This is a genomic window from Pseudomonadota bacterium (assembly GCA_030860485.1).
Taxonomy (GTDB): Bacteria; Pseudomonadota; Gammaproteobacteria; order JACCXJ01; family JACCXJ01; genus JACCXJ01.
The window spans coordinates 1-15,405 of record JALZID010000315.1; the positions used below are offsets into that span (position 1 = coordinate 1).

General features: G+C 63.7%; 13 protein-coding genes and 1 tRNA gene. All 14 read left to right on the plus strand.

The window, feature by feature from the left end:
• Positions 1-111, plus strand: a 111-nt coding sequence (locus M3461_19790; protein MDQ3776433.1) for an elongation factor Tu, incomplete at its 5' end; no start/stop codon positions are given.
• 86 nt (positions 112-197) lie between these two features.
• A tRNA-Trp gene (locus tag M3461_19795) sits at positions 198-273 on the plus strand.
• Between the two features lie 84 nt (positions 274-357).
• The gene (secE, locus tag M3461_19800; protein ID MDQ3776434.1) at positions 358-735 is read left to right on the plus strand and encodes a preprotein translocase subunit SecE; all 378 of its coding nucleotides are present in this window, start codon (positions 358-360) and stop codon (positions 733-735) included.
• Positions 736-737: 2 nt separating this feature from the next.
• Entirely contained in the window at positions 738-1,271 is a 534-nt protein-coding gene (nusG, locus tag M3461_19805) for a transcription termination/antitermination protein NusG (GenBank protein MDQ3776435.1), read from the plus strand.
• Positions 1,272-1,335: 64 nt separating this feature from the next.
• The gene (gene rplK, locus M3461_19810) at positions 1,336-1,773 is read left to right on the plus strand and encodes a 50S ribosomal protein L11 (protein ID MDQ3776436.1); all 438 of its coding nucleotides are present in this window, start codon (positions 1,336-1,338) and stop codon (positions 1,771-1,773) included.
• Complete coding sequence (gene rplA / locus M3461_19815; protein MDQ3776437.1) at positions 1,770-2,462, plus strand: 50S ribosomal protein L1; 693 nt, start codon at positions 1,770-1,772, stop codon at positions 2,460-2,462. Before rplK ends, rplA begins: the two co-directional genes overlap by 4 nt.
• Positions 2,463-2,582: 120 nt before the next feature.
• A complete protein-coding gene (rplJ, locus tag M3461_19820; GenBank protein MDQ3776438.1) occupies positions 2,583-3,110 on the plus strand; it encodes a 50S ribosomal protein L10 in 528 nt (175 codons plus the stop codon).
• Positions 3,111-3,165: 55 nt separating this feature from the next.
• Positions 3,166-3,549 carry a 50S ribosomal protein L7/L12 gene (gene rplL / locus M3461_19825; GenBank protein MDQ3776439.1) on the plus strand — a complete coding sequence of 128 codons (384 nt, stop codon included), beginning with the start codon at positions 3,166-3,168 and terminating at the stop codon, positions 3,547-3,549.
• A gap of 142 nt (positions 3,550-3,691) precedes the next feature.
• Positions 3,692-7,768, plus strand: a complete 4,077-nt coding sequence (gene rpoB, locus M3461_19830) for a DNA-directed RNA polymerase subunit beta (protein MDQ3776440.1) — start codon at positions 3,692-3,694, stop codon at positions 7,766-7,768.
• Between the two features lie 61 nt (positions 7,769-7,829).
• Positions 7,830-12,044: a DNA-directed RNA polymerase subunit beta' gene (rpoC, locus tag M3461_19835; protein ID MDQ3776441.1), complete on the plus strand. Its 4,215-nt coding sequence runs from the start codon at positions 7,830-7,832 to the stop codon at positions 12,042-12,044.
• Positions 12,045-12,231: 187 nt separating this feature from the next.
• The gene (gene rpsL, locus M3461_19840) at positions 12,232-12,606 is read left to right on the plus strand and encodes a 30S ribosomal protein S12 (GenBank protein ID MDQ3776442.1); all 375 of its coding nucleotides are present in this window, start codon (positions 12,232-12,234) and stop codon (positions 12,604-12,606) included.
• A gap of 49 nt (positions 12,607-12,655) precedes the next feature.
• The gene (rpsG, locus tag M3461_19845) at positions 12,656-13,126 is read left to right on the plus strand and encodes a 30S ribosomal protein S7 (protein MDQ3776443.1); all 471 of its coding nucleotides are present in this window, start codon (positions 12,656-12,658) and stop codon (positions 13,124-13,126) included.
• 34 nt (positions 13,127-13,160) lie between these two features.
• The gene (gene fusA, locus M3461_19850) at positions 13,161-15,260 is read left to right on the plus strand and encodes an elongation factor G (GenBank protein ID MDQ3776444.1); all 2,100 of its coding nucleotides are present in this window, start codon (positions 13,161-13,163) and stop codon (positions 15,258-15,260) included.
• Between the two features lie 17 nt (positions 15,261-15,277).
• Positions 15,278-15,405, plus strand: a 128-nt coding sequence (locus M3461_19855) for a GTP-binding protein (protein ID MDQ3776445.1), incomplete at its 3' end; no start/stop codon positions are given.

Genomic DNA, 15,405 nt, shown 5'->3' on the forward strand with positions numbered 1-15,405 from the left:
ATCACGGTGAAGTTGATCGCGCCGATCGCGATGGAGGAGGGGTTACGGTTCGCGATCCGGGAAGGCGGCCGGACGGTCGGGGCCGGGGTCGTCGCCAAGGTGATCGAATAGCAAGGCGATCGAATAACGACCCGAAGGAAGGGCACCGTCCCAAATGAGGGACCACGAGCACGCATGGGCGTGCATCCAAGAGAACTAGGCCAGTAGCTCAATTGGCAGAGCGGCGGTCTCCAAAACCGCAGGTTGGGGGTTCGAGACCCTCCTGGCCTGCCATAAGCTGAGCAGGCCTATTTCTATCGAATAAAATTTCTGCGGGGGGTTGGCGGGCGCCCCACACGCTTGCCGTCGAATGCATTCATGAAGTCCAAAACCGAAACGCCGACTTCGAACCTCGACGCCGTCATGCTCGGGGTGGTAGCGTTCTTGGTCGCCGGGGCATTGGGGGCCTTTTACTACTTCGGCGATCAGTCGTTGCTCCTGCGGGTCGTCGGGCTCTTGGCGGTGATCGGCCTGGCGCTCGCGCTCGGGTTCCGTACCCAGAAGGGGCGCGACATCTGGGCGTTCATGAAGGAGGCCCAGGTCGAGGTCCGCAAGGTCGTCTGGCCGACGCGCCAGGAGACGGTGCGGATGACCCTGATCGTGGTGCTCATGGTAGTGACGGTCGCCGGCTTCCTATGGGTCCTCGATGCCGGGCTATCCTGGCTCGTGCAATGGTTGACCGGCCAGGAGGCTTAGCTGTGGCGTTCAAGTGGTACGTGGTGCACGCCTTTTCCGGCGCGGAGCACCAGGTCAAGCGATCCCTGGAGGATCGGGTGCGGCGCAGCGGCCTGCAGGACCGGTTCGGCGATATTCTCGTGCCGACCGAGGAGGTCGTGGAGCTGCGTGACGGTCAAAAGCGCAGGACCGATCGCAAGTTCTTCCCGGGCTATGTCCTGGTGCAGATGGAGATGGACGATCAGACCTGGCATCTGGTGCGTGAGGTGCCCAAGGTCATGGGTTTCATCGGCGGGCGCGGCGATCGGCCGGCCGCCATCTCCGATGTGGAGGCCGACAAGATCCTGCAGCGCATGCAGGAGGGCACCGACAAACCGCGGCCCAAGGTCCTGTTCGAGGTCGGGGAGGTGGTCCGTGTCCGAGAGGGGCCGTTCACCGATTTCAGCGGTGTCCTCGAAGAGGTCAATTACGAGAAGAGCCGGCTGCGCGTGGCGGTCTTGATCTTCGGACGTTCCACACCGGTCGAGCTCGAATTCAGCCAGGTGGAAAAAGAATAGTGTTGCAGTTGCAGATCGTCTCCGCCCGGACGGTGGGTCCAGTGACAACGTATCGGTACGCATAGTGGCCAAGAAAGTACAAGCCTATGTCAAGTTGCAGGTGGCGGCGGGGAAGGCCAATCCGAGCCCGCCGGTCGGACCGGCGCTCGGCCAGCATGGCGTCAACATCATGGAGTTCTGCAAGGCGTTCAACGCCTATACCCAGAACCTCGAACCGGGTCTGCCGACGCCGGTCGTCATCACGGTGTATGCGGACCGTAGCTTCACCTTCATCACCAAGACGCCGCCGGCCTCGGTGCTGCTCCGGAAGGCGCTGGGGATCGAAAAGGGCAGTGCCACGCCGAACGCCGCCAAGGTCGGAAGGGTCACCCGTGACCAGATCGAGGAGATCGCGAGGACCAAGACGCCCGATCTCACCGCGGCGGACCTCGAGGCCGCCGTGCGCACCATCGCCGGCACCGCGCGCAGCATGGGCATAGAGACCGAAGGGGTGTCGCCATGACCGAGCCGACGAAACGCGTTGCGCGCTGGCGCAAGGCGCTGGTCCCTGGGAAACACTATGTCCTCGATGAGGGCATACGGCTCGTCAAGGAGCTCGCCTCCGCGAAATTCGACGAGTCGGTGGATGTCGCCGTGAATCTGGGCGTCGACGCCCGCAAGTCGGATCAGTCCATCCGCGGCGCGACGGTGTTGCCGCATGGTACCGGTAAGCGCGTGCGGGTCGCGGTGTTTGCCGAGGGCGCCAAGGCGGAAGCGGCACGTGCCGCCGGTGCCGATCTCGTGGGCCTCCAGGACCTGGCCCAGCAGGTCAAGTCGGGCCAGATCGATTTCGACTTGGCGATCGCCGCGCCGGAGAGCATGGCGGTGGTCGGCCAGCTCGGCCCGATCCTCGGGCCGCGCGGCCTCATGCCTAATCCCAAGGTCGGGACCGTGACGCCCGATGTCGCCCTGGCCGTCAGAAACGCCAAGGGTGGGCAGGTGCGCTTCAAGACCGACAAGTCGGGCATCATCCATTGTTCGATCGGGAAGGTGTCATTCGAGGGCGAGGCCCTGAAAGGCAACCTGGCCACCGTGATCGCCGCCTTGAACAAGGCCAAACCGGCCGCGGCGAAGGGTGTGTACGTAAAGAAAGTCACCGTCTCGAGCACCATGGGCCCCGGCGTCGCGATCGACCGGGCGAGCCTGCCGTAATTTTATTATGTAATGTTGGCGCGCGCGCCGATTAAGGGCGCGGGCCGGCGAATTGCCGGGCGCTATGAATATAGTGGCCATGGCCGGCGTGACCTCGTGTGTCTCGTCTGGAGGTGAGCAGTGGCTCTGGATCTGGAACGAAAGAAGGTGATCGTCGGGGAGGTCGCGACCGTGGCGCAAGAGGCGCAGTCCGCGATCGCCTGTGAGTATGCGGGTCTTTCGGTGGTCAGGATGACCGCGCTCCGCGATGCCGCCCGTAAACAGGGCGTCTACCTGCGCGTGGTACGCAATACCTTGGCGCGACGTGCGCTCGCGGGGAGTCGCTTCGAGTGCATGTCCGAGCGGCTCGTCGGTCCGTTGGTGCTGGCATTTTCGAGAGATGACCCCGGCGCCGCGGCGCGCGTCATCGATGAGTACGCGCGGACCAACGACAAGTTGGTCGTGAAGCTGGTGTCGTTCGGCGGCAAGCTCTTGGAGCCCGATGCCCTCAAGTCGCTTGCCCACCTACCCACGCGTGACCAGGCGCTCGCCATGCTCATGGGGGTCATGAAGGCCCCCATCTCGAAGCTGGTGCGGACGCTCGCCGAGCCCTATGCGGGCCTCGCGCGCGTGCTCGCCGCCGTGCGCGACCAGAAGCAGGCCGCCTAGATGCCTGCAGCACGAGCATCACGGGTTTAATTTGGGAGTTGGGAGATTGAATATTATGGCAGTGTCCAAAGATGAGATCCTCGAAGCCGTCGCCAATATGAGCGTGCTCGAGGTGGTGGAGCTGGTCGAGGCGATGGAGAAGAAATTCGGCGTCTCCGCCGCCGTCGCCATGGCCCCGGCGATGGGTGGCGGCGCGGCGGCCGTGGCGGCCCCGGTCGAGGAGGAGAAGACCGAGTTCAACGTGGTGATGACGAGCTTCGGCGAAAACAAGGTGGGTGTGATCAAGGCCGTGCGTGCGCTCACCGGGCTCGGTCTCAAGGAGGCGAAGGACCTCGTCGAAGGCGTTCCGGCGACCGTCAAGGAGGCGGTGCCCAAGGACGAGGCGGAAAACGTCAAGAAGCAACTCGTGGAAGCAGGCGCGACGGTCGAGATCAAATAGTGCCGGTACCGACGCGCACACGACGGGTCCCCCCCTGTGTCAGGATAGGGGGTCGTCACAAAGGTCTTCACGTTTCAGCGCGGCTGGTGGCGCGAGCCACCGGCCCCTTTTCCCTTGATTGACTCGCGAACGAGAGCGAACGATGGCGTATTCCTACACCGAGAAAAAGCGTATCCGGAAGGACTTCGGCAAGCGTCCGAGCATCCTCGATACCCCCTATCTCCTGGCCATGCAGATCGAGTCCTACCATGCCTTCCTGCAGGCCGAGCGGGCCCCGGCGGAACGGGAAGAGGCCGGTCTGCACGCGGCGTTCAAATCGGTGTTCCCGATCGTGAGCTATTCGGGAAACGCGGCGCTCGATTACGTGAGCTATCGCCTCGGGACGCCAGTCTTCGATGTCAAGGAGTGTCAGATCCGCGGTGTGACCTACGCGGCGCCGCTCAGGGTCAAGGTGCGCCTGGTCATCTATGACCGCGAGTCGGGCGCCGCCAAGACCGTCAAGGACATCAAGGAACAGGAGGTGTACATGGGCGAGTTACCGCTCATGACCACCAACGGGACGTTCGTGATCAACGGCACCGAGCGCGTCATCGTCTCGCAGTTGCACCGGTCTCCGGGCGTGTTCTTCGAGCACGACAAGGGCAAGACCCATTCCTCGGGCAAGCTCCTGTACTCCGCCCGGGTGATCCCCTACCGCGGTTCATGGCTCGATTTCGAGTTCGACCACAAGGACCATATCTACGTGCGCATCGATCGCAGACGCAAGATCCCGGCGACGGTGCTCTTGCGTGCCCTCGGCCAGAGCGCCGAAGAGATGCTGGCGACGTTCTTCGAGACCACCGCGTTTTCGCTCTCCCGCCATGGGATCCGCATGGAGCTGCTCCCGGAGCGGCTGCGCGGCGAGACGTTGTCGTTCGACGTCACGGACGAGGAGGGCGAGGTCATCGTCGAGAAAGACCGCCGCATCACCATGCGCCACGTGAGCGTCTTGCACAAGGCGGGGCTGCGTGAGGTGCGGGTCCCGCGCGAGTATCTCGTGGGCAAGGTGGTGGCGACCGACGTGGTCGATACGAGCACGGGCGAGATCGTGGTCCAGGCGAATGCCGTGCTCACCGGTGAGACCCTCGATAAGCTCATCGACATCGGGATCCCGGAGGTCAAGACGCTCTATGTCAACGACCTCGATCGAGGCCCGTATGTCTCGGAGACCTTGCGCATCGATACGACGCGCACGGTCCTGGAGGCCCAGGTCGAGATCTACCGCATGATGCGGCCCGGCGAACCCCCGACCAAGGAGGCCGCCGAGAACTTGTTCAATAACCTGTTCTTCAGCCCCGATCGCTACGATCTCTCGGCGGTAGGTCGAATGAAATTCAATCGCCGCGTCGGGCGGAGCGAATCCACCGGACCCAATGTCCTGTCCCAGGAGGACATCGTCGATGTGCTCAAGGTGCTGATCGGCGTTCGCAACGGCATCGGCACCGTCGATGATATCGATCACCTGGGCAACCGCCGCGTACGCAGCGTCGGGGAGATGGTCGAGAATCAGTTCCGGATCGGTCTCGTGCGCGTGGAGCGTGCGGTCAAGGAGCGTTTGACCCTTGCGGAGTCCGAGGGGACGATGCCCCAGGAGCTCATCAACGCGAAACCGGTGTCGGCCGTGATCAAGGAATTCTTCGGCTCCAGCCAGCTCTCGCAGTTCATGGACCAGAACAACCCCCTCTCGGAAGTCACGCACAAGCGCCGCATCTCCGCGCTCGGGCCCGGCGGCCTGACGCGCGAGCGCGCCGGGTTCGAGGTGCGCGATGTCCACCCGACCCATTACGGGCGCGTGTGCCCCATCGAGACGCCCGAGGGCCCGAACATCGGCCTCATCAATTCGCTGGCGGTATATGCCAAGACCAACCGCTACGGCTTTCTCGAAACGCCTTACCGCAAGGTGTCGGCCACCAAGGTCACGGATCGGGTCGAATATCTCTCGGCCATCGAGGAGGGGCAGTTCGTGATCGCCCAGGCCAATGCCAAGCTGGACGAGGACGGCAGCCTCATCGACGCGCTGGTCTCGTGCCGTTTCCAGAACGAGTTCATGCTTTCGACGCCGGACAAGGTCCAGTACATGGACGTCTCGCCCAAACAGATCGTATCGGTCGCGGCTTCGCTGATCCCGTTTCTCGAGCATGACGATGCCAACCGCGCGCTCATGGGCTCCAACATGCAACGTCAGGCGGTGCCGACCCTGCGCACCGACCGGCCGCTGGTCGGTACCGGCATGGAGCGCGCCGTGGCCATCGATTCCGGCGTCGTGGTGGTCGCGAGTCGTGCGGGGGTCGTCGATTCCGTGGACGCGAGCCGCATCGTGGTGCGCTGCGAAGAAAAGGATACCGGGGCCGGCGAGCCGGGGGTGGATATCTACAATCTCACCAAGTACACGCGCTCCAACCAGAATACCTGCATCAACCAGAAGCCCTTGGTGAAACCGGGCGATCGCATCGCGGGGGGCGATGTGCTGGCCGACGGTCCCGCGACCGATCTCGGCGATCTGGCGCTGGGACAAAACGTATTGGTCGCCTTCATGCCATGGAACGGCTACAACTTCGAGGACTCGATCGTGATCTCGGAGCGTGTCGTCGAGGAGGATCGGTTCACGAGCATCCATATCGAGGAGCTGACCTGCGTCGCCCGGGACACCAAGCTCGGGCCCGAGGAGATCACCGCCGACATTCCCAATGTCAGCGAGGGCGCGCTCTCGAAGCTCGATCAAGCGGGCATCGTGTACGTCGGCGCCGAGGTCGGCGCCGGGGACATCTTGGTCGGCAAGGTCACGCCCAAGGGGGAAACCCAGTTGACGCCCGAGGAGAAACTCCTGCGCGCCATCTTCGGCGAAAAGGCCTCGGACGTGAAAGACACCTCGCTCCGCGTCCCCTCCGGGATGAACGGGACCGTGATCGACGTGCACGTGTTCACCCGAGACGGCGTGGACAAGGATTCGCGCGCGCTCGAGATCGAAAAGGCGGGCTTGACCGGGATCCGGCAGGACCTCGACGATCAGCTCCGTATCCTCGAAGACGACCTCTACGAGCGGGTCGAGCGCCTCATACTCGGCAAGATCGCGGACGGCGGACCGGGCAGTCTCAGGCCGGGCACGCGCGTGGCCAAGCCCTATCTCGGCGAGATCAAGCGTGAAAAATGGTTGTCGATCCGCCTGCGCGACGAGGAGCCACAGTCCCAGCTCGAGGCCTATGCGACCAAGGTCCAGCAACAGCGGCACGATTTCGATCGGCGCTTCGAGGAAAAGAAGGCCAAGCTCACCCAGGGCGACGATCTCGCGCCCGGGGTACTCAAGATGGTCAAGGTCTACCTGGCGGTCAAGCGCCGCGTGCAACCCGGCGACAAGATGGCCGGACGCCATGGAAACAAGGGCGTGGTATCGACCATCGTCCCCGTCGAGGACATGCCGTTCATGCAGGATGGGACCCCGATCGACATCGTCTTGAACCCGCTCGGGGTGCCCTCGCGCATGAACGTCGGGCAAGTGCTCGAGGCGCATCTAGGCTGGGCCGCCAAGGGCATCGGGGACAAGATCCGCATGTTGGTCGAGGCCTTCGCCGAGGTGAACGAGATCCGCGAGTTCCTGGAGCGGGTGTATAACGGCGGCGGCCGAAGCGTCGACCTCGACTCGCTCGACGACGACGAGGTGGAAACGCTAGCCAATAATCTGCAAAGTGGTTTGCCGGTGTCCACCCCGGTGTTCGATGGCGCCTCCGATGTCGAGATCAAGGCCATGCTGGAGCTGGCGGGCCTGCCGGTATCGGGACAGACCGTGCTGCGTGACGGCCGCACGGGTCAGGCCTTCGACCGGCCGGTCACGGTCGGTCACATGTACATGCTGAAGCTCAACCACCTGGTCGATGACAAGATGCACGCGCGCTCGACCGGTCCCTACAGCCTCGTCACCCAGCAACCGCTCGGCGGAAAGGCCCAGTTCGGGGGACAGCGCTTCGGCGAGATGGAGGTCTGGGCGCTGGAGGCCTACGGCGCCGCGTATACGTTGCAGGAGATGCTGACGGTCAAGTCCGACGACGTGAGCGGCCGCACCCGGATGTACAAGAACATCGTCGATGGGGACCATCGCATGCAAGCCGGCATGCCCGAATCGTTCAACGTCCTGCTCAAAGAGCTGCGTTCGCTCGGGATCGACGTCGATCTGGAACAGCGTTGACGCACAGCGCCCTTCGACAGGGTAACCACGACAGAGGCGCCTCGTTGGCGGAGGGATTATATTGAAAGACCTACTCAACCTATTGAAGCAGCAAGGACTGGCCGAGGACTTCGATGCCATCCATATCGGTCTGGCGTCGCCGGAGAAGATCCGCTCGTGGTCCTATGGCGAGGTCAAAAAACCCGAGACCATCAACTACCGTACCTTCAAACCGGAGCGCGACGGGCTGTTCTGCGCCAAGATCTTCGGCCCGGTCAAGGACTACGAGTGTCTGTGCGGCAAGTACAAGCGTCTCAAGCACCGCGGTGTCGTGTGTGAAAAATGTGGCGTCGAGGTGACCCTGGCCAAGGTCAGGCGCGAGCGCATGGGGCGTATCGAGCTGGCCAGCCCGGTGGCGCACATCTGGTTCCTCAAATCGCTGCCCTCGCGCATGGGATTGCTGCTCGACCTCACGCTCCGGGAGATCGAGCGCATCCTGTATTTCGAGGCCTATGTGGTCATCGACCCCGGCATGACGCCCCTGCAACGCGGCCAGCTCCTGGCGGAAGAGGCATACCTGGAAGCGATCGAGCAACATGGAGACGAGTTCGATGCGCGCATGGGTGCCGAGTCGATCCATGAATTACTGCGTACCATCGACCTCCCCGTCGAGATCGCGCGGATCCGCGACGAGCTCAGCGACACCCATTCGGAGACCAAGCTCAAGAAGTTGAATAAACGCTTGAAGCTAATGGAGTCCTTCCTGAGCTCGGGAAACCGGCCCCAGTGGATGGTGTTGACGGTGCTGCCGGTGTTGCCGCCCGAGTTGCGTCCGCTGGTTCCGCTGGACGGCGGCCGCTTCGCCACCTCGGATCTCAACGACCTCTACCGGCGCGTGATCAATCGCAACAATCGGCTCAAGAGGCTTCTGGATCTCAGCGCGCCCGACATCATCGTGCGCAACGAGAAGCGCATGTTGCAGGAGGCGGTCGATGCCCTGCTCGACAACGGCCGACGCGGCCGCACCATCACCGGCAGCAACAAGCTGCCGCTGAAATCACTGGCCGACATGATCAAGGGCAAGCAGGGGCGCTTTCGTCAGAACCTCTTGGGCAAGCGCGTCGATTATTCCGGGCGCTCGGTGATCGTCGTGGGCTCGACCCTCAAGCTCCACCAGTGCGGATTGCCAAAGAAGATGGCGCTGGAGCTGTTCAAGCCCTTCATCTTCAGCAAGCTCGAGCGCAACGGCATGGCGACGACCATCAAGGCCGCGAAGAAGATGGTGGAACGCGAGGGGGCGGAGGTGTGGGACATCCTTGAAGAGGTGATCCGCGAGCACCCGGTGCTGCTCAATCGCGCCCCAACCCTGCACCGCCTCGGGATCCAGGCCTTCGAGCCGGTGCTCATCGAGGGCAAGGCCATCCAGCTGCACCCGCTGGTGTGCACGGCCTTCAATGCGGACTTCGACGGCGATCAGATGGCCGTGCACGTGCCGCTCTCGATCGAGGGCCAACTCGAGGCCAGGACGCTCATGATGTCCACCAACAACATCTTGTCCCCGGCCAACGGCGATCCCATCATCGTCCCCACCCAGGACGTGGTCCTGGGGCTGTATTATCTGACCCGCGAACGCGTCGGCGCGCGCGGCGAGGGGATGGTGTTCGGGGATGTGGATGAGGTCCACCGCGCCTATGAAACGGGTGCCGCGGAGCTGCACGCACGGGTCAGGGTCCGCATCACGGAAGCCGTCCAGCGCCCCAGCGGTGAGCGTGTAGAGGAGACGCGCCTGCGCGACACCACGGTAGGCCGGGCGCTCTTGTCTACGGTGCTGCCCGAGGTCTTGCCCTTCGATGTCATCAACCGGGATATGAACAAGAAGGCGATCTCCGGTCTCATCAACACCTGCTACCGGCGCGTCGGTCTGAAGGACACGGTTATCTTCGCGGACCGCCTCATGTACATGGGCTTCTCCCATGCCACGCGGGCGGGGATCTCCATCGGCGTCGATGACATGGTGGTGCCCGACGACAAGGGATCGATCATCAGCCGCGCCGAGGAGGGGGTGAAGGAGATCGAACAGCAATATGCCTCGGGTCTCGTCACCAAGGGCGAGCGCTACAACAAGGTCATCGACATCTGGTCGCACACCAACGATCAGGTCGCCAAGGCGATGATGGACAAGCTGGGATCGGAAACGGTGAGCGATGCGGCCGGCAGGGAGGTGAGACAAGCGTCGTTCAATTCCATCTTCATGATGGCGGATTCGGGCGCGCGCGGTTCGGCGGCCCAGATCCGGCAACTCAGCGGTATGCGCGGGCTCATGGCCAAGCCCGACGGATCGATCATCGAGACCCCGATCACGGCCAACTTCCGCGAGGGCCTGAACGTCCTGCAGTATTTCATCTCGACCCACGGCGCGCGCAAGGGCCTGGCCGACACCGCGCTCAAGACCGCCAATTCGGGTTATCTCACCCGGCGCCTGGTCGATGTCGCGCAGGACCTGGTCGTCACCGAGGACGATTGCCATACCCGCCAGGGTCTCTTGATGGTCGCCGTCATCGAAGGCGGGGACGTGGTGGAGGCCCTGGGTGACCGGGTGCTCGGCCGGGTGATCGCGGAAGACGTGCACCAGGCCTCGACCCACGAGGTGGTGGCGCCCGCCGGGACCCTCATCGACGAGAAGTGGGTGGAGCGCCTGGACGCGGTCGGTATCGATCAGGTCAGGGTGCGTTCGCCGATCACCTGCGAGACCCGCTACGGGATCTGCGCCGCCTGCTACGGCCGGGACCTGGCCCGCGGCCATCGGGTCAACGTGGGTGAGGCGGTCGGCGTCATCGCCGCCCAGTCGATCGGTGAACCCGGTACGCAGCTCACCATGCGTACCTTCCACATCGGCGGTGCGGCCTCCCGCGACGCGGCGGTCAGCCGCATCGAGGCCAAATCCAGGGGCACGGTCAAGCTTCAGAACCTGAAGGTCTTGAGGCAGGAGGCCAGGACCTTCGTGGCCGTCTCGCGCTCGGGCGAGCTGGCTGTGGTCGATGAGGTGGGGCGCGAGCGCGAGCGCTACAAGGTGCCTTACGGCGCGGTCCTGAGCGTGGCCGCCGGTGATCATATCGAGGCGGGTCAAGTGATCGCCCACTGGGACCCGCACACCCATCCGGTGATCACCGAGGTGGCGGGCACGGTGGCGTTTTCGGATATCATCGAGGGCATCACCGTGGTGCGTCACGTCGATGAGATCACGGGGCTGACCAGCATCGTCATCATGGATCCCAAACAGCGCGCCGCCAGCGCCAAGGACCTGCGGCCGGTGGTCAAGCTGGTCGATCTCGAGGGCAATGACCTCCGGATCCCGGGCACCGATATCCCGGCACATTACTTCCTGCCTCCCAAGGCCGTGATCAATGCGGAGGATGGGACCACCGTGAAAGTGGGCGACGTCATCGCCCGACTGCCCCAGGAGTCGTTCAAGACCCGCGACATCACCGGCGGCTTGCCGAGGGTCGCCGATCTGTTCGAGGCGCGCCGTCCCAAGGAGGCGGCGGTGCTTGCGGAGATCTCGGGGACCGTCAGCTTCGGGAAGGATACCAAGGGCAAACAGCGCCTGATCCTGACGGCGGAAAACGAGCAGGTCGAGGTCCTGATCCCGAAGTGGCGGCAAGTCACGGTGTTCGAGGGCGAGCACGTCGAGCGCGGGGAGGTCATCGTCGATGGTGCACCGGACTCGCACGACATCCTGCGCCTGCAAGGGGTCCATGCCTTGACCCAGTACATCGTCAACGAGGTCCAGGACGTCTACCGCTTGCAGGGCGTCAGGATCAACGACAAGCACATCGAGGTCATCGTGCGCCAGATGCTTCGCAAGGTAGAGGTGACCGAGCCGGGCGACACGCATTTCCTCACCGGCGAGCAGGTCGAGCGCGAGCGTTTGCAGGAAGCGAATCAGCGTGCCCAGCAAGCTGAAAAAGAAGGGGCAAAGGCTGCGCAGGTACTGCTCGGGATCACCAAGGCCTCGCTGGCGACGGAGTCGTTCATCTCGGCGGCATCGTTCCAGGAAACGACCCGGGTGTTGACCGAAGCGGCCGTGACCTCGAAGACCGACGAGCTCCGGGGGCTCAAGGAAAACGTCATCGTCGGGCGCCTGATCCCGGGCGGTACGGGGTTCTCGTATCACACCGAGCGGCGCAGAAAGCGCGAGGCCCTGTCCGCCCCCCCGCTGTCCGTCGAGCAAGCGGCCGGTGCGGAAGAGGTCGTCTCGGTGCCCGAGCCGCGCGAGGAGCGTACGCAGAGGGCTTGATCGCCCCCGAGGGCTTGGCCGTTGGCAAGGTTCCTTGACAGGCGGTAGGAAAGGTTACTAGAATCGCTTTTCTTCGACGACCGACTGGAGTGATCCCGCCTGTTTTTTTGTCGAACTGGAATGATCCCCCTGGGAAAGGATCCCGGGGGAATGACCCGGCGGGAAACATCACTATCGTTCAGCACGCATGACGACGATCAATCAACTGGTGAGAAAACCGCGCAAGCGGCAGCGCGACAAGAGCGCGGTGCCCGCTTTGGCCAGCTGTCCTCAGAAGCGCGGGGTGTGTACCCGTGTCTACACCACGACGCCCAAGAAGCCCAACTCGGCCTTACGTAAGGTGGCCAGGGTCCGTCTGACCAACGGCTTCGAGGTCACGACCTATATTGGCGGAGAAGGCCATAACCTCCAGGAGCATTCCGTGATCCTGATCCGTGGCGGTCGCGTCAAGGACCTGCCCGGGGTTCGCTACCATACGGTGCGCGGGACGCTGGACACCTCGGGCGTCTCGGATCGCCGGCAGGGTCGCTCCAAGTACGGGGCCAAGCGGCCCAAGTCCTGATTTTTCCCACTTTCGGTACTTCAAGACCGCTACAGACGAGGGGCGCACCATGTCGAGACGCCGAGTTGCCGCGAAAAGGGTGGTGTTGCCGGACCCCAAGTACGGCGACGACACCATCGCCAAGTTCATCAACATGGTGATGTCTTCGGGCAAGAAATCGCTGGCGGAGAAGATCGTCTACGGGGCGCTCGATCACCTGACGACCAAGGGGCACAGCGATCCCTTGGCGGCGTTCAAGCAGGCCCTGGACAACATCCGCCCGCGGGTCGAGGTCAAGTCGCGGCGCGTGGGCGGCGCCACCTACCAGGTGCCGGTCGAGGTGCGTGCCAAGCGCAGGAACACGCTGGCCATGCGCTGGTTGGTCGATATCGCGCGCAAACGTGGGGAAAAGACCATGGGTCTCAGGCTCGGGCTAGAGGTCGCGGATGCAGCCGAGAACAAGGGTGCCGCTGTGAAAAAGCGTGAAGACACGCACCGTATGGCCGAGGCCAACCGGGCCTTCGCGCATTACCGCTGGTGATCGGAAGACCCCAGGGCTTCGCGGGAATTGAATCGTGCCACGCGCAACGCCCATCGAACGTTACCGGAACATCGGTATCATGGCCCATATCGATGCCGGCAAGACCACGACCACCGAGCGCATCCTGTATTACACGGGTGTGTCCCACAAGCTCGGTGAGGTCCATGATGGGGCGGCCACCATGGATTGGATGGAACAGGAGCAGGAGCGCGGGATCACCATCACGGCCGCCGCCACGACCTGTTTTTGGAGCGGCAGGACGGGCCAGTATCCCGAGCATCGCATCAACATCATCGACACGCCGGGGCACGTGGACTTCACCATCGAGGTCGAGCGTTCCCTGCGGGTCCTGGACGGCGCTGTCGGGGTGTTCTGCGCGGTAGGCGGGGTCGAGCCGCAGTCCGAGACCGTCTGGAGGCAGGCCAATAAATACCGGGTGCCGCGCCTTGCCTTCGTGAACAAAATGGATCGGGCCGGGGCCGACTACCTGCGGGTCGTTCAACAGATCCGCGAGCGGCTCGGCAGTCGCGCGATCCCCTTGCAACTCCCCATCGGGGCCGAGGACAAGTTCGAAGGGGCGGTCGATCTCATTCGCATGAAGGCCATCACCTGGGATCGGGAGTCCCTGGGGATGCGCACCGAGGAGCGCGAGATCCCGAGCGGCATGGTCGATCTGTGCGCGGAGTGGCGCGACCGGCTCCTGGAAGCGGCCGCCGAGGCCAGCGAGACCCTCACCGAGAAGTACCTGGAGGAAGGGACCCTGTCGCCGGAGGAGATCCGGCGTGGCCTGCGGGCCCGCACCTTGAGCAACGAGGTCGTGCCGGTGGTGTGCGGATCCGCCTTCAAGAACAAGGGCGTCCAATCGCTGCTCGATGCGGTGATCGATTTCCTGCCGGCCCCCGTGGATATCCCGCCGATGAAAGGCATCCTCGAAGATGGCGAGAGTGAGGCCACGAGACCGGCGAGCGATGACGCCCCGTATGCGGCGCTGGCCTTCAAGATCATGAGCGACCCGTTCGTCGGCACCCTGACCTTTTTCCGCGTCTATTCCGGGGTGCTGCAGAGCGGCGATACGGTGTTCAACCCGGTCAAGCGCAGGAAGGAACGCATCGGGCGTCTGTTGCAGATGCACGCCAATTCGCGCGAGGAGATAAAGGAGGTACGCGCTGGCGATATCGCGGCCGCGGTGGGGCTCAAGGATGTCACCACGGGTGATACGCTGTGCACCCCCAATGGTCGCATCACCCTAGAGCGCATGGAGTTCCCCGAGCCCGTGATCGCCGTCGCCGTGGAGCCCAGGACCAAGGCCGATCAGGAGAAAATGGGGCTCGCGCTCTCGAAGCTCGCGACCGAAGACCCCTCGTTCCGCGTCGCCTCCGATCCGGAGTCCGGCCAGACCATCATCTCCGGGATGGGCGAATTGCACCTCGAGATCATCGTCGAGCGGATGCGGCGCGAGTTCAAGGTCGAGGCGAACGTCGGTAAACCGCAGGTGGCGTACCGCGAGACCATCCGCAAGGTGGTGGAAAAGGCCGAAGGCCGCTTCGTCAGGCAGTCCGGCGGGCGCGGGCAATACGGTCACGTGATCCTAAGAGTCGAGCCCATGGAGGCCGGGGCGGGATTCGAGTTCGTAAACGATATCGTGGGTGGGGTAATACCCAAGGAATACATCCCCGCGATCGAGAAGGGAGTGCGGGAGCAGTCGGGCAACGGGGTGCTCGCGGGCTATCCGGTCGTGGATGTGCGAGTGGCCGTCTACGACGGCTCGTTCCACGAGGTCGATTCCAACGAGATAGCGTTCAAGATCGCGGGCTCGATGGCCTTTAAGGACGGGGCCGCGCGCGGCAAGCCGGTCCTCTTGGAGCCCGTGATGAAGGTCGAGGTGGTGACCCCGGAGGACTATCTCGGGAGCGTGACCGGGGACCTCAATCGCCGCCGTGGGGTATTGCACGGCACGGAGGGCTCGCCCGCCGGGCGCATCATCCGCGCCGAGGTGCCGCTGTCGGAGATGTTCGGTTATGCCACCGATCTGCGCTCCGCGACGCAGGGGCGGGCCACCTATACCATGGAGTTCGGCCGGTATTTGGAAGCGCCGGCCGGCATCGCCGAAGCAGTGATCAAACAGAACAAATAGCCAGCACGAGGAGCATCGTGGCCAAGAGCAAATTCCAGCGGACCAAGCCCCATGTGAATGTCGGGACCATCGGTCATGTGGATCATGGGAAGACGACCTTGACGGCGGCGATGACCTTGGTGATGTCGAAGAAGTTCGGGGGGGA